Annotated in this window: 21 protein-coding genes and 5 pseudogenes; 20 read left to right on the top strand and 6 right to left on the bottom strand. The window is 66.3% G+C overall.

Going from position 1 to position 20,073, the window contains the following annotated elements; all coding sequences use genetic code 11:
• Nucleotides 1–65 precede the first annotated feature (65 nt).
• The 5 genes from K1T34_RS40495 to K1T34_RS40475 all read left to right on the top strand — a co-directional run bounded on the left by K1T34_RS40495 (nt 66) and on the right by K1T34_RS40475 (nt 5,395).
• A complete protein-coding gene (locus tag K1T34_RS40495) occupies nt 66–1,073 on the top strand; it encodes a hypothetical protein (protein WP_220239972.1) in 1,008 nt (335 codons plus the stop codon).
• Nucleotides 1,070–1,561, top strand: a complete 492-nt coding sequence (locus K1T34_RS40490) for a hypothetical protein (protein ID WP_220239971.1) — start codon at nt 1,070–1,072, stop codon at nt 1,559–1,561. The genes K1T34_RS40495 and K1T34_RS40490 overlap by 4 nt, the downstream gene beginning before the upstream one ends.
• A 134-nt stretch (nt 1,562–1,695) precedes the next feature.
• The gene (locus tag K1T34_RS40485) at nt 1,696–1,887 is read left to right on the top strand and encodes a hypothetical protein (RefSeq protein WP_220239970.1); all 192 of its coding nucleotides are present in this window, start codon (nt 1,696–1,698) and stop codon (nt 1,885–1,887) included.
• 336 nt (nt 1,888–2,223) lie between these two features.
• Complete coding sequence (locus K1T34_RS40480; protein WP_220239969.1) at nt 2,224–2,979, top strand: 3-oxoacyl-[acyl-carrier-protein] synthase III C-terminal domain-containing protein; 756 nt, start codon at nt 2,224–2,226, stop codon at nt 2,977–2,979.
• A gap of 1,918 nt (nt 2,980–4,897) precedes the next feature.
• Nucleotides 4,898–5,395, top strand: a complete 498-nt coding sequence (locus K1T34_RS40475; RefSeq protein WP_220239968.1) for a hypothetical protein — start codon at nt 4,898–4,900, stop codon at nt 5,393–5,395.
• A gap of 41 nt (nt 5,396–5,436) precedes the next feature.
• Here the strand turns inward: K1T34_RS40475 and K1T34_RS40470 are convergent, their stop codons facing one another.
• Complete coding sequence (locus K1T34_RS40470; protein ID WP_370643497.1) at nt 5,437–6,198, bottom strand: tyrosine-type recombinase/integrase; 762 nt, start codon at nt 6,196–6,198, stop codon at nt 5,437–5,439.
• Between the two features lie 279 nt (nt 6,199–6,477).
• Nucleotides 6,478–6,942, bottom strand: a complete 465-nt coding sequence (locus tag K1T34_RS40465) for a hypothetical protein (RefSeq protein ID WP_255637916.1) — start codon at nt 6,940–6,942, stop codon at nt 6,478–6,480.
• Between the two features lie 472 nt (nt 6,943–7,414).
• On the opposite strand from K1T34_RS40465, the gene K1T34_RS40460 reads away from it, so the two are divergent.
• The 6 genes from K1T34_RS40460 (at nt 7,415) to K1T34_RS40435 (ending at nt 11,115) form a co-directional block, all read left to right on the top strand.
• Nucleotides 7,415–7,849, top strand: coding sequence for a YbaB/EbfC family nucleoid-associated protein (locus K1T34_RS40460; RefSeq protein WP_220239967.1), 435 nt, complete (start codon nt 7,415–7,417; stop codon nt 7,847–7,849).
• Nucleotides 7,846–8,151 carry a YbaB/EbfC family nucleoid-associated protein gene (locus tag K1T34_RS40455; protein WP_220239966.1) on the top strand — a complete coding sequence of 102 codons (306 nt, stop codon included), beginning with the start codon at nt 7,846–7,848 and terminating at the stop codon, nt 8,149–8,151. Before K1T34_RS40460 ends, K1T34_RS40455 begins: the two co-directional genes overlap by 4 nt.
• On the top strand, nt 8,148–8,513 hold the full coding sequence (locus tag K1T34_RS40450) for a hypothetical protein (RefSeq protein ID WP_220239965.1): 366 nt from the start codon (nt 8,148–8,150) through the stop codon (nt 8,511–8,513). Before K1T34_RS40455 ends, K1T34_RS40450 begins: the two co-directional genes overlap by 4 nt.
• A gap of 2 nt (nt 8,514–8,515) precedes the next feature.
• A complete protein-coding gene (locus K1T34_RS40445) occupies nt 8,516–9,244 on the top strand; it encodes a WXG100 family type VII secretion target (RefSeq protein WP_220239964.1) in 729 nt (242 codons plus the stop codon).
• Entirely contained in the window at nt 9,211–9,849 is a 639-nt protein-coding gene (locus K1T34_RS40440) for a DUF3558 domain-containing protein (RefSeq protein WP_220239963.1), read from the top strand. The genes K1T34_RS40445 and K1T34_RS40440 overlap by 34 nt, the downstream gene beginning before the upstream one ends.
• A gap of 273 nt (nt 9,850–10,122) precedes the next feature.
• Entirely contained in the window at nt 10,123–11,115 is a 993-nt protein-coding gene (locus K1T34_RS40435) for a recombinase family protein (protein WP_255637915.1), read from the top strand.
• A 21-nt stretch (nt 11,116–11,136) separates the two neighbouring features.
• Here K1T34_RS40435 and K1T34_RS40430 read toward each other — a convergent pair.
• A pseudogene (locus tag K1T34_RS40430) lies at nt 11,137–11,664 on the bottom strand (integrase core domain-containing protein); the annotation flags it as partial.
• A 50-nt stretch (nt 11,665–11,714) separates the two neighbouring features.
• Here K1T34_RS40430 and K1T34_RS40425 point away from each other — a divergent pair.
• A pseudogene (locus tag K1T34_RS40425) lies at nt 11,715–12,950 on the top strand (IS3 family transposase).
• On the opposite strand, the pseudogene K1T34_RS40420 reads toward K1T34_RS40425, so the two are convergent.
• Nucleotides 12,950–13,066, bottom strand: a pseudogene (locus K1T34_RS40420) (IS3 family transposase); the annotation flags it as partial. The pseudogenes K1T34_RS40425 and K1T34_RS40420 overlap by 1 nt on opposite strands.
• A gap of 25 nt (nt 13,067–13,091) precedes the next feature.
• Between K1T34_RS40420 and K1T34_RS40415 the strand changes: the two are divergent.
• From K1T34_RS40415 to K1T34_RS40405, 3 genes and pseudogenes are all read left to right on the top strand, one after another.
• A pseudogene (locus K1T34_RS40415) lies at nt 13,092–13,403 on the top strand (integrase core domain-containing protein); the annotation flags it as partial.
• Between the two features lie 301 nt (nt 13,404–13,704).
• Nucleotides 13,705–14,782: pseudogene (locus K1T34_RS40410) on the top strand (IS110 family transposase).
• Nucleotides 14,783–15,290: 508 nt separating this feature from the next.
• Nucleotides 15,291–15,845: a YceI family protein gene (locus K1T34_RS40405; protein ID WP_220239962.1), complete on the top strand. Its 555-nt coding sequence runs from the start codon at nt 15,291–15,293 to the stop codon at nt 15,843–15,845.
• Nucleotides 15,846–15,858: 13 nt separating this feature from the next.
• Here K1T34_RS40405 and K1T34_RS40400 read toward each other — a convergent pair whose 3' ends face one another.
• Together K1T34_RS40400 and K1T34_RS40395 are read right to left on the bottom strand one after the other, a co-directional pair.
• Nucleotides 15,859–16,368 (bottom strand): hypothetical protein, encoded by a 510-nt coding sequence (locus K1T34_RS40400; RefSeq protein ID WP_220239961.1) that lies wholly within the window; start codon nt 16,366–16,368, stop codon nt 15,859–15,861.
• A 194-nt stretch (nt 16,369–16,562) separates the two neighbouring features.
• Entirely contained in the window at nt 16,563–16,709 is a 147-nt protein-coding gene (locus K1T34_RS40395; protein ID WP_220239960.1) for a hypothetical protein, read from the bottom strand.
• 556 nt (nt 16,710–17,265) lie between these two features.
• Here K1T34_RS40395 and K1T34_RS54835 point away from each other — a divergent pair.
• From K1T34_RS54835 to K1T34_RS40370, 5 genes are all read left to right on the top strand, one after another.
• Nucleotides 17,266–17,817 (top strand): polymorphic toxin-type HINT domain-containing protein, encoded by a 552-nt coding sequence (locus K1T34_RS54835; protein WP_220247646.1) that lies wholly within the window; start codon nt 17,266–17,268, stop codon nt 17,815–17,817.
• Nucleotides 17,814–18,149 (top strand): DUF4240 domain-containing protein, encoded by a 336-nt coding sequence (locus K1T34_RS40385; RefSeq protein WP_220239959.1) that lies wholly within the window; start codon nt 17,814–17,816, stop codon nt 18,147–18,149. The genes K1T34_RS54835 and K1T34_RS40385 overlap by 4 nt, the downstream gene beginning before the upstream one ends.
• Nucleotides 18,150–18,537: 388 nt before the next feature.
• On the top strand, nt 18,538–18,675 hold the full coding sequence (locus K1T34_RS40380; RefSeq protein ID WP_220239958.1) for a hypothetical protein: 138 nt from the start codon (nt 18,538–18,540) through the stop codon (nt 18,673–18,675).
• Between the two features lie 231 nt (nt 18,676–18,906).
• Nucleotides 18,907–19,062 carry a hypothetical protein gene (locus K1T34_RS40375; RefSeq protein WP_220239957.1) on the top strand — a complete coding sequence of 52 codons (156 nt, stop codon included), beginning with the start codon at nt 18,907–18,909 and terminating at the stop codon, nt 19,060–19,062.
• Nucleotides 19,063–19,591: 529 nt separating this feature from the next.
• Nucleotides 19,592–19,948 (top strand): hypothetical protein, encoded by a 357-nt coding sequence (locus tag K1T34_RS40370; RefSeq protein WP_220239956.1) that lies wholly within the window; start codon nt 19,592–19,594, stop codon nt 19,946–19,948.
• The last annotated feature ends 125 nt before the right edge of the window (nt 19,949–20,073 follow it).

Genomic DNA, 20,073 nt, shown 5'->3' with positions numbered 1-20,073 from the left:
CTGCGCGCGCCATCCACTTCGTCGGCTCGCTACCGGAAGAGCTCCATCCCGACGACCGCAGCGCGATGCAGTGGATGCTCGATCAGACCTCAGGAATCCCTCTGGCCACCCTTCCCTGCGATCGCGACCCGGGCTGGCTGAAAAGCTGGCTCTACCAGCTCGCCCAGCGCACCGCGCTCACGCCGACCCGCGCAGGCGACTCCACCGGGTACGACGACTACCCCCAGTACCGCGTCGCGGCCGGACAACGCCTCGCGCCCGAGGACGTTTCGCTCCGCCGGGCGAACGAGGCCACCGCGGTCATGGGTGCACGACGCGGCCTCGACACCGCCGGCCCGCTTCCCCCGATGCAGGTGTCGATCCCGAGTCCACTGGACCTCGCCTACATCTGCCTCGGCGCGCCATTCCCGCTGATGGCCCATCTCGGAGTCTTCCGCCAGGCCCTCGTCGACGACGTCGAGGAGATCCACCAGAGGTTCGGTGACGAGGTCGTCTTCCAGATCGAGACACCGGCATCGCTCATCGCCCTCGACCAGGCACCTCGTGCGCTCGCGCCGATGGTCGCCGCGTTCCTCGCCGGTCAGATCGTCAGGCTCATCACCGACACGCCCCGCGAAGCCCGGTGGATCCTGCACCTCTGCCACGGGGACCTCAACCACGAGCCCGTTGTCATTCCCCGCGACCTCAGTCCGGCGGTCAGGCTGGTCCGCGCAGTGCACCGCCGCCTAACGAGCCTCGGCGAGGCCCTGCCGCGGGTGCACGTCCCGATGTGCACCGGCACAACCGGACCGCCGACGGAATACGGGTTCTACCGCGCACTCGCCTGGCTGCCGAAGGACGTCGAGGTGATCGCCGGCCTGATCGGCGAACACCACCCCGGTGACTCCCGCCGCGCATTAGACCTCGCCGAGAACGCGCTTGGCCGGAAAGTCACGGCTGTCGCCGCCGCGTGTGGCCACGGCCGCCGGTCTCCGGCCGCGGCGGCGGACAACGCTGCGCTCGCTCGCGAGCTCATCGCTGCGCCCTTACGCCTCTTCGCCAGCCACCAGAAGGTTGAAGGTGACAAGCGATGACCGGGACGCTCGACTTCGCCGTCCACCGGCGTCCTAGCGGCGCCGACACCCGCACAACTTCCGGCGGCGCGCTCGTCACCTCCGTGCTCTACGCCCCCGCCGTGCCCACCTCGCATGTGTCCGCCGGGCGACTACTCATCCCTGGAAATCGGCATCTACCAGTACATCGGGACCCGGCCGCGGAAACGGCACTGGTCCTGTTGAGCGGATACGCGGCCGTCTTGTCCGGACGCTCTCTGCGCCCGATGCTGCCGGCCCCGGGAGATCTCGTGTACGTACGCCGGAACCTGCCGTACGCGGTGATCAACCTGAGCCGCAACGCCGCCGTGCTGATGCTCGCGGTCACGACCGACCCGCGCTTCTGGTCTGCGCTCGAGGCAGTACCTGACCTGGAGCCGACGCTTCTCGCCCGCGCCGAGCAACTTCGTACGGATCACTTCGAGCGCATCACCCACCGCAGAGTTGGTGCAACGCGGAGGCCGCGATGAGGCGCGACCGCCGTTCAATTCACGGGCGGGCCTCCATCCGTGTGCCTGCGCGAGTTCTTCATCCGGGCCAGCGCGTGTTCGCAGCGGCGCGCCGCCACCGGCCCTCCACCAGAGCTGTCCACATGGAGACCGCCATGCGCACCCGCATCCTGGCAGCGGCCCGCGACTTGCTCGGCGCCTGCGCGCCTGCGTCGGATCCGCCCACTCTCGACGAAATCGCGGCCACCGCCGGGATCACCAGCCGCAAACTACGCGCCTACTACACGTCGGTCGAAGCGATCAAACGCGAACTCGCGTCTAGATCGGATCACGAGGAACGGAGCTGACATGCTTTGGCGTGATCTCCATATCCGCGGTGTCGGAGCGGCGCTCGGCGAGCTCGTACCCGTACCCTCTGAGGTCGACCTGGACAGCAGTTCCGGCCAACGCTCGGTCTCCGTCGCCCGAGGCAGCACCGGTATGGACCTGGCCGTCCGAGCCGGCCGCGCCGCACTCGCCAGCCTCGCCGCTGTCAACGAGGGTGCTCTCCCGACACCCGACGCCCACTTCCACGCCGCGATCTGGCGAGGAAGCCGGGGCATCGACTTCTGGTCTCGCGCCAGCTACGTACGCACCCGTCTCGGGCTGCCCGCCGGACCGGGATCGCCACCGAGATCAACGCGATGAGCAACAGCCTCGTCGGCGGAATCGACCTCACCGCCCGCATGATCTCAGGCAGTGACGACATCTCCCACATCCTGCTCACCGGAGGCGAAACCTTCGGCGCTCCAGCATTCGACCACTTCACGACCGACCACGGCATCGCCTACGGCGACGGCGGATCAGCAATCATTCTCGGCCGCGCTCCGGGTCTGGCGCGAGTTCTCGCAACGGCGTCGTACACCGACCCCACGCTCGAGCAGCTCCACCGCGGCCACAGCCGGTTCCTGCCGGCTGGCACCACCGAAGTGGGCGTCGAGCACGTGCGCGAACGCAAGACCCAGTACCTCCGAACCGTGGGCGCGAGGTCGGTGCGCACCCGCACCGCCCGCGGAATCCGCGAGGTAGTGAGCCGTGTCCTGGACGACACTGGGCTCGCGCTGGCCGACCTCTCCTGGGTCGTGTTGCCCCACTACGGTCACCACCACCTCGAGACCCAGTGCCTCCAACCACTGGGTCTCGCGGATGTCGTCACTCTCAAGCACGCCGGCGACCAGTGGGGACACATCGGGCCGAACGATCAGATCATCGGCCTCACGCACCTGCTTGCCCGGCGAGCGGTCGACGCCGGCGACCACGTCGCCCTCATCGGCATCGGAATCGGTATGACCTGGACGGCCGTCATTCTTCGCATCGGCGAGATACCTGATTCTCTGCGGCACAACGCTCCTCCGCTGCGCTGGCCGTGGCGATCCGCGCCGCGAAAGCGTGCCAGCTAATGCAACGAAGCGACCACAGAGGACTTGAGTAACGAGGGATCCGCATGTCCTGCGAGCCAACCGGCGATCTGGCTGCGTCTCAGAACGTCGCCGTGGCGCCTCTCGATCGAGCGCTGTTCGTCGCGCCGTACATCGTGATCGGCGAGGACAATCAGCGTCGGCACGTGCTGCATTCGGTCGTGGCCGCAATCCAGCTGCTCACCACTGATGCGCTCGCTCGGTCGGTAGTCGGCACTCTCGGGGCCTCGGCTGCCGGCGTCGATATCGACCCCTTCGACGCGGCCGGAGAGCCGGAGGCGGGCGCCGCCGTCGCCGATGATGTGGTCCAGTGGGCGGAGCGATTCGGGCTGCCCTGGCTACGACGAGCGTCTGGACGCGACGGTCACTTCCACGTCATCATTCGCATCCCCGAACTGCTCCGAGAAGAGCTCGACACCGTCGTGAGGGACAGCGGTACACGCCACAACGTCTCTGCCACCGTTCGGCGAACCCTCAGGCTCACGGCAGTTCGCCATCGGCTTGGGCTACCGTCTCCTGTCCTCGACGGAACGCTGGTCACCGGAGACTTCGCTGAGACCACCGAAAACGACGTAGGAAGGCCGCACCCGCCGCGGAGACGGCCGTCCTCAACCCGGAGGAGACATAGCCGCTCAGAAGGTGAGTACGGACACGCTCTGGCACTCGCCCGGGCGGGGATGGGGACGGAGGTTGCCTGGTTCAGCGCCAGTCGATCCGGCTCCAAGGCACGCGAAATCGGCCGGCACGCCTGGTGCCGCTGGTTCTGGGCCCCGGCCACCACGGTCGTCGCAGCCGAACGTCGGCTCCCGGAAGACGAAGCGTGGGCGCTCTTCGAGTCCGCCTCTCCGACACAGGCCGCGCACCTCGGCCGAACGCGATGGCGCGCAACACGTTGGCGCCCGGCGCTGTCGGAGGCGCATCGCGAACGCCCTCGTCGAAGAAGATTACGGCCCTCCACCGTGTTCCAGCCGACGCTCTCCGCGGATCGAGCATCGACGGTCACCGCGACCAGATGCGTTCTCCGCAGGGCACTCGAGCGAGCTCTGCCGGTACGCGGAATTCGGATGTCCAGTCTCGCGGCGGCGTTGGATGCGCTGGCGGAGGCGATCGTCTACTCGGACGGTGCGATATCCGTCCGCAGCTGGGCGGAGCGAGCAAGGCTCGACCCGAAAACGGTTCGCCGCGCTCGCGACACCGCCGTGCAGCTTGGACTGATCCGACGAGTTCGCGAATACCGAGGCGGGCCCACCGACTCGGATCACTGGATGCCGGCCGAAAGGCTGGAGAACCTCACCCGGTTGTCGTCTTCACCAACATCCCCCACTACGTACACCCCCATTTACGGAGAAGCCGATACCGAAACGATGCGAGCACGACACATCCTCGACCGGGCGGCCTGGCGGCAGCACCTCGCTGAACGCGCCCAGTCCGTGAAGATGGGTGCCGTCGCTCAAGACCTGCAAGACAGTTCCGAAGATGAGGGCCCAGAGTGCCGCGAAGGCGCCGGCCATTGGCGCTTACTCGTGCGAAGCTCGCATTGCCAACAGGCGCACGTCCATCTCTGGCTGCGGCCTCCGTCAGCTCAATCTCGCGCACAGGCGCGCAAACCAACCCTCGTGTCCGTACCTCGGGGTACTCGTCGACGGGCGTCGGACGGTAGATCATTGTCGGAGGGGCACGAAGAATGTCAGCACCCGCCCTGACATGGTCAGACCTTCGAATGACCCGGTCGGGGCCGGATCGACGAGGCGTTCGGCGTCTTTGGGTACGTCGCCACCGTGTTCGAAGCAGCCCGAGCGGTGCACCCTTGCTTGCGCTCTCGGAATCGCTTCGGCAGGCTGGAGGCAGGTTCGGTTCTCCATAGGAGCCGCCCTCCCAGGTGATAGTCCGGGGATGTGGGATGACGTTTTCTCGCGCTTCGCGTGCCCAGCGTTCTGGCGACAAGATCGTGGCGTCGCTGCTTCTGCCCGCTCGAAAGTCGTCCGTGCCCGAGGCGATTCCGCTGCCGGTCATGGATCTCGCGATAGCGGTCGAGAGCAGTTCGGTGGGACTCAGCCTGGTTCGTGTCGATAGCGGCGGTGTGGTGGCGGCACGGACGGCTCTGTCACAGCTCGGTTGGCCTGGCGGGCATCCGGTTCGATTCGACGTCTCGTGTGGCTTGATCGTCGTGACGCGCTGTGCTGGTCCGGACGCGTTCTTGGTCCCGGCCAAGATGAGTCTCTTCCTGCCGGCGCGTCTGCGGTCACGGTGCCGTATCCGAGCCGGCGAGCAGGTGCTTCTCGCGGCGTTGACCGATCACGACCTGCTGGTCGTCTACCCGCAGCATGTCGTGCACGAGATGGTGACCGGCTACCACGCCTCGCTGCCGGACAGTCCCCATCGGACAGCGGCAGGCTGACCGGTTGCGGGCGGGGCACCCACCCGCCCGCAACCGCTACCTCAGTTCGTCTCGGTCGCCAGCGGGTGCGGTTCGCCGGTAAGGGCGGCGAGCGCCGTGGCGACTTCGGTGATGTCGGCTTTGACGTAACTGGTCGTGGTGAGGTCGCTGCTGGTGTCGGCGTGGCCGGCGTAGGCGCGGGCGACGCCGATGCCGAAGTTGCGTTCCACCCAGGTCAGCGTCGTGTGACGCAGCCAGTGAGCGCTGACCTGAAGAGCCCGTGCCCACGCCAGCTCCTTCTGGACGCGGCGGAAAATGTAGTCGTAGCGACGGTAGGTGATCGGGTTGCCGTTGGCGTAGCGCAACAGCCGCTCGTTCGGGTCGCCACTCCCCCGCTCCTCGTGGTGCGCAACCAGGTGGCGCATCAAGGTCGGTGACACGGGCTGCCAGCGCTCGGTTTCACCTTTCTCCCGCAGCAGCACAGTGCACTGCGCACGATCGAGATCACGCGGGCGCAGTGCGAGTGCGCCGCCGCGGCGGCAGGCGCTCTCCTCGTGCAATCGGCAGATCAGCGAGTCCAGCTCCGGGTCGTCGCCCGTGCTCGCGACGACGTCGTTGAGCTCCGCGAGCTGCGTGTTCGCCAGCGCGCGTCGCGTGGAGGCGTTGCGGCGTGGTTTGGTGACCCGCCGGGCGGGGTTGCGGTGCTGGTCGAGGCGTCCGTCGTTCTCCAGATGCCGGTACAGGCAGCGCACAGCTGCGACGAAGTTCTCCGCAGCGTTGCGGCCACCACGGGAGTTGCGGCGAACCAGAGCGGTCCGGCGCACGACCTCCCGACAACGCCTTGATCTCGCTTGCCGTGATCGTATCCATGCGCCGATCACCCCACGCTCCTTCGGCCCTGTTCCAGTACGACCCGTACGACGCGGCCGTGCTCGGCGAGACAAGGCCTGCCACCACCGGAACCCACTCGCGGATCGTGGGCATCGGCCGCTGCTCCGGGTCAGCCTCGGCCGGGGCAGTGGGGACGAGATCAGCGGGATCGACGCCGAGGCGGGACAGCAGCAACCGAGCCGCTTCCAGGTCCTGCCGGGTGACAGGTGTGTTCACGATGCCTCCTCATCGGCAGACAGCGACGTGTGGAAAGTGCGCAGCATCGACTGCACGGCGGCTTCCGGATGAACGACGAGAACATCATGGATAGGGTCGGCGACCAGCAGCAGACGGCTGCCCGCCAGAGCTCCGCAGCCGTGGCGAACCGGAGCCGGGAGAGCGACGTAGGGCTTGCGGGGCATGACGAAGACGCCATCCGGGCGTCGGCGGATCACGACGGACGTCTTGACGAGAGTGATCAGCAGACGATCGCCCGGGCTCCACCCGAGTAGGGCGACGGCACCGCGATCCTGCAGTCGTCCCCCGCCGTCCATGACCGCGATGGACAGTCGCGGACCGTCTGCCGCGCCGAGGTCGCGCAGCGGAGGAAGGCCCATCGGAATCGCCGGAGACACCTGCGCCGGGGTCGGCGCGACGATCTGACCGGGCAAGACGAGGGGTGAGACGAGGCGGGTCATGAGGCACCTCCGCGGCATGCTGGGCGAGGGGAGGGCGCGTTCACGATCAGCGTAGTCGAGACCGGCTGATGCCGAACGCGAGAAAGACCCGCCGTAGCGGGCCTGTTACTCTGTGGCTTGGGAGATCTCCCATGAATATGTGTCCGAGGGGCGAGTTGCGCGCTAACCACACGCCTGTCGCTCGGCTCGCGGACCGAACGTTTCTAAGGGGAAGTCGGTCGCATGACGACGCCGACATGTGGGGCCACCGATAGTTGATCGAAGTCGCCAACGGCGATGATCAGCTCTCGCTTCCGCCGTGCGACATATGTCCAGCCCGGTGGCGGTTGGGCGGCGTCCAGCACTCAGCCCCGGCTGTTCCCCTTCCGGTTCTGCCTTGTCGGTGAGTCGCAGTAAGATCCACTGGGCACGTTCCGTCACTTGATGGAACCTAGAGTAGGGGGAGTTGGATGCTCGACACCGTGCTGCGGTCATGACCGCGCCGGGCCGCGATCTGCGGCTGATGCAGCAGCAGGCCGGCGAGCTGGACGCGCAGCTCGCGGCTGCGAGACACACCGCAAGGTCGGCCGATCAGCTGATCAGCGCGATAGTGACGGGCCAGGGAAAGCTGGTCGACCTGCGGATCGACGACTGGGCGCTCCGTGGCGCGCACGCGCAGAAGCTAGGGGTCGGCATCGTCGACGCCATCCGGAACGCGCGCAACGAGGCGCTGGCGTCGTCGTTGCCGCAGCTGAACGCGCTGTTCGGCAAACAACCGCCGCCTCCGGTGGCCACGGGCCCCTCACCGCAGCGGCAGGCGGCCGCGCCGGAACCTGCCCACTACCCGCCCGAACCGGACGACGACCAGAGCTTCGAGGACCTCGACTTCCTGACCGACGAGCCGGAGCCGGGAGGTGGACGCTGGTGATCAGCGAAGAGCAGCTCTACAACCTCGCGAAAGAGATCGACGCGCGCGTGGCCGCAGTCGAGCAGGCCGCGAAGGCTGGGGAGAGTCTGCCGCTGGTGCTCGACATCGGCGCGGGTCTCGGCACGGTGACAGTGGACGGCTCGGGCGGACTGGTCTCGGTGGACCTCAACCGTGACGCGGTTGCCGCGCAGACCGGAACAAGCCTGTCCGGGCACGTCCTGCGTGCGATCAACAACGCCGAGTCGGCGGCGTCGACCCGGCGCAAGACGATGGTCGAGGACGCGGCACGGGAGGTCCGATGACCAACGGCAACTTCAACCCGTTGGGCAACGCGGCGGCCGGCTCGCGTTTCGAGGTCTACCCCGAGGCCTTGCGGGCAGCGACAGACGACATCTACGCCGCGCGCGACAAGGTCGTGAAGTTCGGCATCGAGGATCTGGCACCGATGGTCCTGCGCAACGACGACGTCGGGATGCTGGGTGTCAAGGCGGGAGTCGTCACAAGTTTCAATGACGCCATCAGCCAGATCCGTGACAAGACCGGCAACGGCGCGGTGCAACTGGAACGGTTCGCGGAAGCGCTGGACAAGGCGGCTGACTACTACGAGACCCAGGACGAAGAGGACTTCAAGCAACTGCGCGCGAAGGAAGAGGGGGTGAACTGATCATGGCTACATCGGCAGCCGTCCCTCCGGGCCCGCCAGCACAACCGAAACCGTATCCGGAAGAAGCTGACGGGAAGATTCGCAAGATCGCCGAGCTTCTCGGTCGGGGCGACATCCTGCAACTGCTGGAAGACGTCCGCAACAACCTGCTGGGCAACGCAGTCCAGGTCCAGAACTTGGCCATGGAGTTCGCGAAGAACCACACCCTCGCTGATGCCGGCGACAACATCGACGAAGCTGTGCAGTCGGTGAGCGGTACGTGGAGCGGACGCGCTGCTGACCAATTCACGACCTACGCAGGCAGGGTCGGAAAAGCTCTCGAAGGTCAGCAGAACGTCGTCGCCGGTATGTCCGGCATTCTCACCGAGATTGCCAGCTGTGTGATCGAGACCTACAGCAAGGCCATCGAGTTGATCGGAACGTGCGCTGTCGAGCTGGGGAAGCTGGGCTACAAGTCGATCATCGCAGCCGTGACCGCAATGATTCCCATTGCGGACATCTTCACGTCGAAGGACCTGATCGACGCGGTGGTGGACGCGTTCGCAACCCTCGTCGACTCGGTCGTCGGCTTGTTCGCGCAGGCCCGAACCACGTTGGGCGGGTTCACCAAGCAAGCGACCGATCTGGTGCGGAGCAACGCCGATTTCCCGGATATCCCCGACCTGCCCGGCAACTCCGGAATGGACGACGAGAAGCAGTGGCGCATCGAACCCTCGGCGACCCCGGCATGAAGGCATGGGCGATCGCCGGGCTCGTGATCTTCGCAACTGGTGTGCTCAGCGGATGTGGGCCGTCGAAGCCCGAACGTGTTCTCTCCCAGCCGCCGGCACCAGCGCAGACTGGTGCCCCGCTGCCGTTCATCCAGGTCGACCGGCCCGTCGACCTGGCCAAGTTCAACGCCGACCCGTGCAGCCTGCTCACCAAGGACCAGGCCGCAGCCGTCGTGGCCGACCCACCCAACGACATCCGCGCGAACGTACGAAACGGCCCACCTGACTTCGGCTGTTCCTGGACCAACGCCGGCGGCGCGCTCATCTCGGCGTTGAAGCCGATCGACGGTCCCAAGACTCTCACCGCACTGTCGGTGGACGGCCTGAAGAAGGACGGCGAACTCGATCCATGGACCGAAACGTCGATCGCAGGCCTCCCTGCAGTCGTCTACCACGTGTTCCGGCACATGGACGAATGCTCCGTCTCCGTCCAAGTCACCCAAGACCAGATGCTCACCTTCGACATCCAAGGCACAGACCTACCCGGCAGCTACTGGAACAACGACCGCTGCGGCGGACTCGCCAAGATGGCCGAGTACGTGATCGGCAACCTTCGGCAAAGCTGAAACGCTCAACAACAAGCCTTCGGCCCCGTCGAGAAGGGCGTCGCTCTTCGCCACGCGTTCGGCCGTTCGAGTGCAGATCTGCTGCTCCCGCGTCATGACGGGCAGGACGTTCGCGTTACAGCCTTGCCTTGCAACGATCAACGGCGAGGAGCGGCATGGCTGGTGTTGCCAACTCGATTACGAACATCGCTGCGATTTCTCCGCGTCGCGGGCTCCAGAGGCCGAGCGCGAAGCGCCGCCGCGAGTGGGCTGCGCTTCGCGTTCTAGGGTCGGATGTCGACGACCGGCTTCCAAGTACGCGACACGTCGCTGGGATGGCAGCGCGAGGTCGCCGAGGAGACGATCCGGGGGCACGGCGTGATCGCGGCGGAGTACTTCGACGAAGGCTGTTCACGTCCGCTGCCGTGGCGTGAGCGACCGGCTGCTGCCATGTTGCTGGCGGACGCCGACCGCCTGGATCGCGGCTTCGATGCGATCGTTGTCGGGGAGTACGAGCGGGCGTTCTACGGCGATCAGTTCGCTGCCGTTATGGCAATGTTGAGCAAACGCGGGGTTCAGATGTGGCTGCCCGAGACCCGCGGGCCGGTGGACGTTGATAGCCCGGTGCATCAAGCGATCATGATGCTGCTCGGATCACAATCACGACGCGAGGTCCTACGGGCCCGGCACCGGGTCATGGCAACGATGCACACGCAGAGCTGCGTCCAAGGCAGATTCCTCGGCGGCCGACCACCCTACGGCTACCGACTCGCGGACGCGGGACCGCATCCGAACCCAGCCCATGCTCGATGGGGCCGACGGCTGCACCGTCTGGAACCTGAACCGGCCACTGCACCGTGGGTGCGCTGGATGTTCGAGCAACGAGCCACCGGGCGCAGCGTGGCCGGGATTGCGCGCGAGTTGAACGAACGCGGCGTTCCGTGCCCGTCGAGCGTCGATCGGGACCGGAATCGGCATCGGACGGGGCACGAGTGGATCGTCCGGACCGTGGTCGGGATCCTGGAGAACCGTCGGTACACCGGCCGGCAGGTGTGGAATCGGCACGGCGCCAGAACAAACGCGCCGACCGACCACCGTGGCCCAACCCGACCGACTGCAGCACAAGGGTTGGCGGAGTCTTCGAAAGTCACGCATTCACCCCTCGTGGACGAGGCAACGTTCCTGGCGATCCAGGGAATGCGCGCGGCCCGACCCACGAATCAAGGCAGGACCCGGACCTACACACTGGCCGGCCTCGTCGAGTGTTGGCGGGACCCCGTTGATTGACCCAGGTTCTGTGTGAGTCGGTTATCGGTGGGTGCAGGCGGCAGCGTAACCGGCTGGGGTCTGATAGCCCAGGCTGGAGTGCCTGCGATGGTGGTTGTACTCGTCTTTCCAGTCGCTGATCACGACCCTGGCCTGGGTCAGTGACCAGAACAGGGTGATGTTGAGGCATTCGTCGCGCAGCCGGCCGTTGAACGACTCGATGTAGCCATTGCGCCAGGGCTCGCCGGGTGGGATAAACGCCAGGCCGACGCGTTCGCCAGCCCACTCACGCAGGGTCGCGCAGGCGAACTCCGGACCGTTGTCGCTGCGCAGGACGGCCGGATAGCCACGCTCGACTGCGAGCAGGTCCAGTTCCTCGATGAGTGCCTCGGCGGTGATCGAGCGCTCGACCAGGCCACCGAGGCACTCCCGGGTGTGTTCGTCCACGATCGACACGATCTTGACCGGTCGGCCATCGGTGGTGGCGTCGAACTGGAAATCCACCGCCCACACCTTGTTCGGTGCGTCCGCGACCGGGACCAGGCCCGTAGTGGAAACACCGAGGCGTTGTCCCGCCCCGGGTTTGATGGAGGTATCGAACACCCGGAGGATTCACGGTCATGGCGGCACCACGGAAGTACCCCGAGGAGTTGCGGGAGCGGGCAACGCGGCTGGCAGTCGAGGCTAGGCGAGACCCTGCGTCGGCTGGTGGTGCGATCAAGCGGATCGCCGACCAGCTCGGTGTGCACCCGGAGGCGTTGCGGACGTGGGTGAAGCAGGCCGAGACCGACGAAGGGGCACGGCCGGGCACGACCTCGGCAGAGGCGGCCAGGATCGCCGAGCTGGAACGTGAGGTGCGTGAGCTGCGCCGGGCGAACCAGATCCTGAAGTCAGCGGCGTCTTTCTTCGCAGCGGAGCTGGACCGTCCGTCGCGATGAGGGGTCGAATTCGTTGACTCGCAACGGAAGGAGCACGGTGTCCAGCCGGTCCTGCAGGTGCTTGAGGGCACGCCTGCCCAGATCGCACCGTCGACCTACTACGCCGCCAAGTCCCGTCCCGAATCCGCCCGCGCGGCGCGGGACCGGGAGCTGACTGAGAAGATCAAACGGGTGCATGAGGCGAACTACAGCGTCTACGGAGCCAGGAAGGTCTGGGCTGAGCTGAACCGCCACGGCGTCGAGGTGGCCCGGTGCACGGTCGAGCGGCTTATGCGCGAGGCCGGGTTACGCGGCCTGCTCCGCGACAAGTCTCCTCGCACGACACGGCCGGCGCCGGAGACCGGAAGGCCGACTGACCTGGTGGAACGTGACTTCACGGCGACGCGGGTGAACGAGTTGTGGGTCGCGGACATCACTTACGTGCGCACGGCCGCGGGCTGGGCCTACGCCGCGTTCGTGCTGGACGTGTTCTCCCGCCTGATCGTCGGCTGGCAGGTCGCCACCAGTCTCTACACGGATCTGGCGCTGGACGCGCTGCAGATGGCGATCTGGCGCCGCCAGGCCGACCGCGCCGACCTGACCGGGCTGGTCCACCACAGCGACCGCGGAGTGCAATACCGAGCGATCCGCTACACCCAGCACCTGGCCGAGGCCGACGCCGTCGCCTCGGTCGGGTCCCGAGGCGACAGCTACGACAACGCGATGGCCGAGGCGTTCAACTCGCTCTACAAGGCCGAACTCGTCCGCAACAGCGGCCCCTGGCGCGGCCTCGACGACCTGGAAATCGCGACCGTGGAGTACATCGACTGGTACAACAACCGGCGCCTGCACGGCGAGCTCGGACACCTCCCACCCACCGAATACGAGACGCTCCACGCGATGACCCACCCGGTCACCGCAACCCAGGAAACCAACTAATCCACTCTCCATGAAACCCGGGGCTTGACACGTTTGCGATGATGGCGTTGCGGGACCCGTAAGCCCTCCTGACGCCACAGTCTCTGGATCTTCTTATGGTTGACCAGCCAGCCCTGGACCAAGCCAACGGGGTCACGTCACCTCGGTGGCCTGGTCGAGCGCTCGATCACCGCCGAGGCACTCATCGAGGAACTGGACCTGCTCGCAGTCGAGCGTGGCTATCCGGCCGTCCTGCGCAGCGACAACGGTCCGGAGTTCGCCTGCGCGACCCTGCGTGAGTGGGCTGGCGAACGCGTCGGCCTGGCGTTTATCCCACCCGGCGAGCCCTGGCGCAATGGCTACATCGAGTCGTTCAACGGCCGGCTGCGCGACGAATGCCTCAACATCACCCTGTTCTGGTCACTGACCCAGGCCAGGGTCGTGATCAGCGACTGGAAAGACGAGTACAACCACTGTGAGTGTTGGGGTGGCTGGTCTGGGACTGGCCGACCAGGGTGGGCGGCGGCCGCCCCGGCTTGAGGTCGTGACTCATACAATCACTGGCCCTGTGTGGTGCCTTTCGGTTGGACTTGTCCGTCCAGCAGTCGGAGTGGCCGACGCCGTCCTGGCCCACCTCGGTGTCCTGATCAGGAGATTGCCCGATCTGCAGATCGTGGCCCGTCACAGTGCTGAACCGGAGTGACCTCTACCCAGACCGGCGCCGGCCGCCCGCGGCCAGACCGCTGTTCCTGGACAGGAAGGTAGCCCGACCGGCATGACTATCGTCGCGCACAATCACTCCTACGTCATCAGCGTGGACACCCACGCACGCCACCATGCTTTCGCGATCTTGGCAGCCACCGGGCAGCCCATCGCCTCAGCCGAGTTCCCCACCACCAAAACCGGCATGGCCCGCGCGATCGCGTGGGCCGCACGACGAACCGGCGGGGACCCTGCTGTCCTGTGGGTCGTCGAGTGCGTAGCCACCTACGGCGCCCAGCTCGCCGGCGCCATCGCCGACTCCGGTTACCAGACCGTCGAGGCACCACAGATCAACTCCCGCACCCACCGCGGAGTTGGAAAATCCGATCCGCTGGACGCCCGCCGCATCGCCGAGGCCGCGCTGCCGCTGGAGGAAACCCAGCTCCGTCACCCACGCTCAGCCGAGGGCGAACGAGCAGCACTGCGTGTCCTGGTCACAGCCCGAGACCATATGACCGGTGAACGCACCGCGACCGTCAACGCGCTGACCGCATTGGTGCGTGCGGTCGACCTGGGCATCGACGCACGGCGCCCACTGCGCAACAAGCAAGTACTCGAGATCTCCCGCTGGCGCTCCCGAGACGAACTACTGGGCAAGGCGACCGCTCGGGCCGAAGCCGTGCGCCTGGCCACCCGCGTCGTCGCCCTCAACGACGAACTCACCACCAACCGGAAGACGATAGCCACCCTCGTGCGCGTCACCCCGGCCGCCGGACTGCTCGAGAAAACCGGAATCGGACCCGTCACCGCGGCTGTCTGCCTGACAGCCTGGTCCCACCACGGCCGGGTCCGTTCCGAAGCCGCGTTCGCCTGCCTCGCCGGGGTCAACCCGATCCCCGCCTCCTCGGGAAACACCGTCCGCCATCGCCTCAACCGCGGCGGAGACCGACGCGTGAACCGCGCCCTGCACATGGCCACGACCACCCGCATGATCCACGACCCCACCACACCCCACCACGCGCGAATACGTCGAACGCCGACGCGCCGACGGGCGCACCACGAAGGAAATCCGCCGCTGCCTCAAGCGCTACCTCGCCCGGCAGATCTACCGCCACCTCAACGCCGCCAGCGACACGCCGATCCAGGCTTGACGGGATATAGGAGAGTCCATCGCAGGCACTCCAGCCTGGGCTATCAGACCCCAGCCGGTTACGCTGCCGCCTGCACCCACCGATAACCGACTCACACAGAACCTGGGTCAATCAACGGGGTCCCGCCACCGGGGCTGTCGATCGCGACTGCGGTTCGTGTCCCCAGGGACTTGAACCCCCACTGTGTCCGAGGACGATCTTGCTCGCTAACCACAACGCTCCGGATCCCTGGCTGACCTGCAGGTTCTCACTTGTCAACCCCGAAGCCACCCCACGCCCCACGGGGACTATAACGCTGGCCGCTATCAAGAAGTTCGCCCGCTGACAAGTCGCCACCTCGCCCGGCAGGGCGGGGTGGCGATCCGGTCGATCGTGTCGTTGTCGCAGTCGATCTCGACCATGTCCGGGACGACGTAGGGACCCAGCGCCGGCCAGGAAGCGCCCGCGCCGCGACCCGGACGGCGACGTCGACATGGACGGCTGAGCGTCCCGGCGTAACGTCGAGTTTATGTTGTTTCGGGACGGCCAGTACCGGTCCGGTCCGCAGTCGGCCGAGCTATTGGTGAAGACGCGGCGCACTGGACTCGGCTCGCGCGTCGGGCACGATCTCACGATCGAGGCGTCAGAGTGGGTTGCCGCCGTGTGGGTGAACACGGCGGACCCCGCGTTGTCCTCGGTCTCGGTCGACGTCGTCGCCGGCTCGCTGCGGGTGCGGTCCGGAAGCGGCGGAATCAAACCGCTCACCGACTCCGACCGCGCCGAGATCGAGAAAAACATTCAGACGAAGATTCTGCACACCGACCGATATCACGCAATCACGTTCCACTCGACGCGAGTCATCCACGATGGCGAATCGCTCACCGTCGACGGCAATCTGACCATCATGGACCAGTCACACCCGATCACCGTGCTGGCCACGGTCAGCGACGACCGCAGGATTCGAGGCGGCGCAACCATAGTCCAGACACAATGGGGCATCAAACCCTATTCGGCGTTTTTCGGGGCGCTGAAGCTGGCAAACGAGGTCGCAATCGAATTCGACGCGGAACTCACCCCGCCCTAGCCACGCAGAATCATCAGGCCGGCCGCCGCTCGCCGAAATGCAGCATACTGGGTGCCGGCTGAGCGCGGTGGTCGTGGACAGTGGCGAGGCTGGCCCGGCAGGCGCTCACAATCTGGCGAGTGGCGATGCCCTTGGGCGTGCGGCGGCAGCGCGGGCAAGCCATCGTCACGTCGCCAGTGAGCTCGTCGATAGCCACCGTGACTGCGCACTGACAGTCACGGCACCAGCGATGACCCGTGACTGGGCTGGCGTGCTCGGGGGAGGCGATGCACTGATGGATCCACCGGCGGTGGGCGGTGCAGGTCAGCCGCTCGAACGGGGACAGGTCGGTCTCGACGGCGGCGTCTTCGGTGGCCAGCTTCGCGGCCAGGCTGCGGTCGGCCAGGTCCGCATAGCGGCGGCTGGCGGACGAGGCCGCGCGATGCTGGGCTGTCAGGGACACGACAGCGTCGGCCCGCCGGTGGACTGAGGGCCGGGTCTCGCCGCCGGTCGGCGTGGTAACGAAGGTCTGCTGGAACATCATCGCCCTTTCCCACGGAGACAAGGCCGGTCAGGACCTCGCTCCTGAGCCACGCACGCCATTGGTCGCTGTCTGAGGTCAAGTCTTCCTCACCAACCCGGGCATGTCGTCACAGCAGGCAACCATCCTGGCGTAGCTGCTCGCCGGGGCTGCGCGATACCAGCTACCAGGAAGCGGTACAGCTGGCTCAAAGTTCGTCACGCTGACTCATTCCCCTGGCAGCGGCCCATCGTGGTAGTCCGGAATTCCCCGGGGATGGTCAGCGCGAGCAGCGCGGAAAGAGCGCCGACGGCAGCCGCGACGGCGAACGCCACCCGGAACCCGTCGGCCGTGGGTACGGACACTGGCCCCACCTGGACGGTGAGCGTGGCTAGGAGCGACCCGATGACGGCCGAAGAAATCGCTGTCCGCGGCCGGCGCAGCGATCTCCGAGGGTGCCGGCGCCTTGGCTGCGGCCGGTGGTGCCACGGCCGGCGCCGGAGTCGCCGGCGAGATGCTCGGCGACGGTGCCGGTGAAGCAACCGGCAGCGAAGCAGGGGCCGAAGCGTCCGCCGGGGAGTCGGCTGGTGAGGCGGGCGCTGCGCCCACACCAGCAGACCCGCCATCGCCTCCCGCTGCTGCGAAGAGTGCACCAGCGGCGACCGCACCGGCCGAGGAAGCCCCCGCTGCCAGCCCGGCCAAGGCTTCGTCTGGGTGTAACAGCTTCGCCGGCGCGACGAGCGTCCTGATGGCCGATGGCTCGACCAAGCCGATCGACCAGGTCCACATCGGCGACACGATCACCAACGCCGAACCAGACGGCCACAACGATGAACAGCACGTGGTCACGGCGGTGCACGTCACCACCACCGACAAGTCTTCGACGACCTCACCTTCAGCACGCCGGACGGACCGGCGACCATCACCAGCACCGCCCAGCACCTGTTCTGGGACGCCACCCTCCACACCTGGCGCGAAGCCGACAACCTCCGTGTCGGCGACGAAGTCGACACCCCGGACAACGGTCACGTCACCGTCGTAGCCACCCGCCCCTACACCGCCGCGATCATCAGCTACAACCTCACCATCGACGACGTCCACACGTACTATGTGCTGGCGGGGACCACGCCGGTTCTTGTGCATAACTGCAACAAAAATCAAGCGAGATACGAGTTCGAGGATCAGCTGAACCCCGGAAAGACGTATATTAGCAAGACGAAGAACTTCAATAACCGCTTACAGGATCATATCAACAGTGGGCGCCTCAAGAGTCGTGGAAATGCGACCTGCACGCATGTTTGCGGAACGAATGATGACCTATTCGTTGCCAAACATCCTCGGATGGAAGAACTGCGTGATCAGGGAGTCGATCCCTCGAATGACATTGCGTCGCCGGGTAAGAAGATCTTGGAGCAAGGGCAAGATGCCGAAAATTCGAACAACTCAGGCTCTGGTAGGAGCAGCTCGAAGTGACTGATTTCTGGAAGGTCATCGGCTCAAGCTCCGTCCAGGATGAGAGCGAGATCGACTCTGCCCTGGAGCGGATCTCTGCGGAGCTCAGCGCGCTGGCACCCGATGCCTTGACTCACTTTGTTGAGCGACTGCGGGAGTCGCTTTATCGGATCGACAGGAGGGATCTGGCAGAGGTGCCGATGGTGCTTGCCAATGGTTTGAAACTCCCGCAGACGAGCGACCACTTCCTGTATGCGCGATGCGCGTGCATCTTGGCGGGCGAAAGAGTGTACGGCGATATCCTGAGTTCTGGCGTCGGATTCGAACGCTTCGTCGCGCCGTTTGGCCAGTAGGCTGAGGGGCTGCTCTACCTGGCGTCGGAGGAGTACAAAAGAAAGACCGCGTCCAGAATGAATGTCGAGAGCTTTTTCTCGATTGAGTCAAGGTCGAACATTCAGGGATGGGTCGACTGATCCCTGCTTGCATTTGATTTTCCTGAGGACGAACTGCGGGCCCGCCGGAATTGTTCCGGCGGGCCTGCAGGGTCTTTGACGGCAACGTCAGCGGACTGCGACTGCCGTAGGGGGGTCGTTGGGGCCATCCTTGCCCGGGCCGAGGGTGTCGATGGCGTGGCGCTGGAGGCGGAGTCGTACGTGGGCGTAGACGCCGGCGGCACGTCCTCGCACGGGAGGCGCCCGGTTGAACTCGGCCCCCTGATCGTCCTCATCTCGGAGATAGTGCTTGAAGACCGCACGCACTGGCTTCGCGCACCGGCTGCAGCTGCCGGTGAAGCTCTGGGCGAACCAGCAGGCCACAGGCGAAGCGCGCAAGCGCTCCAACCCGGTGGCCACCGCAGCGTCGGCCACCATGTTCCCATAGTGCGCTTTGCTCCACGTCGTCCTCCGGCAGCGCCGGAAGAGCTGGCCGTCGCGAGGACTTACACCCCCACCTGATCACGAGAGCTGCCACTGCATGCGGAGGTCGGTCGCAAATGCGGCCATTCGGGTGCAGACCTGCTCTCGATTCGTCATCGGCGCCGGGTAGCTGCGTTCCGCCCTTGACCCGAATCCACCTCAAGCATCGAGGTGGTCGGTGCTCCGGCTGGCCGAAATGTACGGCAAGACCGCGATCTACCAGGCGGTCGCGCCGGGCAAAGTGGCCTTGGTGATCGCCGCGCACGGCTACCCGTGCCCGCCGCGCGCGGTGTACTGCGCCGTGGACACCAAGGGGCCGTTGAAGGTCCGGGTGGTCGTTACCCCGACCTAGCTGGCGAATTCCTTTATCAGCCGTATCGGGCGCCGGGCGCCGCGCTGCGCCGCAGCCATGAGCACCCAGGCAGCACGTGCGCAGCGGGACCACTGGCCGGCAAAGGCGACACCGACACGGACAGCCTCAACGGTGACCACGGGAAACCACCACCGAACACGGTGCACCCGACTCCGACCAGAGCGTCCAGCCCGACGCGGCCGGTGGCGCGGTCAACAGCGAGCGCTGAACAGCCGGCCCGCAGGGGCTCAGCAGCCCAGTGGGCCGGCCTCGCACCGAAGGAAGTGACACGACAACTGAGACTGATCACGGTGACATCGCCGTGAGACAGCTCAGACTCGCCCAGTTCGGAGAAGATCAACATGTCGTCGGCGGTGAGACCTTACATCGGTCCGGCACCTGCTCGGTGTTCCGCTGAGCACGAAGGACATGCTGACGCTGCGGGGCCAGTGTGTTTGCCCCGAGGAATGGCCTGTCCAGGAAGGAAACGCCGAACGTGAGACTCACGTCAGACCCCGTGTACGGAGAAGTGGACATCACCGCGACCGAGAAAGAACTGGCGCACTTGGCAAGCCTGATAGCCGAAGGGGCCGGCTTCATCAGCACGGCGCCCACGTCACCCCAGAACCACACGCTGGCGGGAATCGAAGTCAGGAACACACCCGTCTCCGGCGTCCACATCCGCCTCGATGGCCAGACGCAGATAATTGTGATCAGCGGCGACGCCGAGTCCAGGGCCGTCCTGTCCGAAAACGTGCATGCCATGGCCACCGCCGAGGACGGCGGCCACCTTCACGTCGACTACTTCCCCGGGCACTACTACCTTGCCGAGGGATCCCTGCCCTTGGTGATCAACAGCCCACACGGAGGTATGCCGGCCCAGTGAACCAATTCTCGCCCGCCACGACAGCGGCGGCCTCGACGACACGTCCGCCGCGAACCACCGCCGCGACCAGAACTTCCAGCACCTCGTGCTGCACATGATGGCCACGGGCATCCTCGACGTCTTCG

The organism is Amycolatopsis sp. DSM 110486, from assembly GCF_019468465.1.
Lineage (GTDB): Bacteria > Actinomycetota > Actinomycetes > Mycobacteriales > Pseudonocardiaceae > Amycolatopsis.
The sequence above is the reverse complement of the archived record's forward strand: the minus strand, read 5'-3'. Positions and strand labels throughout refer to the sequence as shown.

What these genes read in the sequence shown, in the direction of transcription:
- K1T34_RS40460 (WP_220239967.1), top strand. Translation starts at nt 7,415, where the DNA reads ATGACCGCGCCGGGCCGCGATCTGCGGCTGATGCAGCAGCAGGCCGGC.
- K1T34_RS40490 (WP_220239971.1), top strand. Translation starts at nt 1,070, where the DNA reads ATGACCGGGACGCTCGACTTCGCCGTCCACCGGCGTCCTAGCGGCGCC.
- K1T34_RS40435 (WP_255637915.1), top strand. Translation starts at nt 10,123, where the DNA reads ATGTCGACGACCGGCTTCCAAGTACGCGACACGTCGCTGGGATGGCAG.
- K1T34_RS40475 (WP_220239968.1), top strand. Translation starts at nt 4,898, where the DNA reads ATGACGTTTTCTCGCGCTTCGCGTGCCCAGCGTTCTGGCGACAAGATC.
- K1T34_RS40450 (WP_220239965.1), top strand. Translation starts at nt 8,148, where the DNA reads ATGACCAACGGCAACTTCAACCCGTTGGGCAACGCGGCGGCCGGCTCG.
- K1T34_RS40465 (WP_255637916.1), bottom strand. Translation starts at nt 6,942, where the DNA reads ATGACCCGCCTCGTCTCACCCCTCGTCTTGCCCGGTCAGATCGTCGCG.
- K1T34_RS40445 (WP_220239964.1), top strand. Translation starts at nt 8,516, where the DNA reads ATGGCTACATCGGCAGCCGTCCCTCCGGGCCCGCCAGCACAACCGAAA.
- K1T34_RS40495 (WP_220239972.1), top strand. Translation starts at nt 66, where the DNA reads ATGCAGTGGATGCTCGATCAGACCTCAGGAATCCCTCTGGCCACCCTT.
- K1T34_RS40480 (WP_220239969.1), top strand. Translation starts at nt 2,224, where the DNA reads ATGAGCAACAGCCTCGTCGGCGGAATCGACCTCACCGCCCGCATGATC.
- K1T34_RS40400 (WP_220239961.1), bottom strand. Translation starts at nt 16,368, where the DNA reads ATGATGTTCCAGCAGACCTTCGTTACCACGCCGACCGGCGGCGAGACC.
- K1T34_RS40485 (WP_220239970.1), top strand. Translation starts at nt 1,696, where the DNA reads ATGCGCACCCGCATCCTGGCAGCGGCCCGCGACTTGCTCGGCGCCTGC.
- K1T34_RS40375 (WP_220239957.1), top strand. Translation starts at nt 18,907, where the DNA reads ATGTACGGCAAGACCGCGATCTACCAGGCGGTCGCGCCGGGCAAAGTG.
- K1T34_RS40405 (WP_220239962.1), top strand. Translation starts at nt 15,291, where the DNA reads ATGTTGTTTCGGGACGGCCAGTACCGGTCCGGTCCGCAGTCGGCCGAG.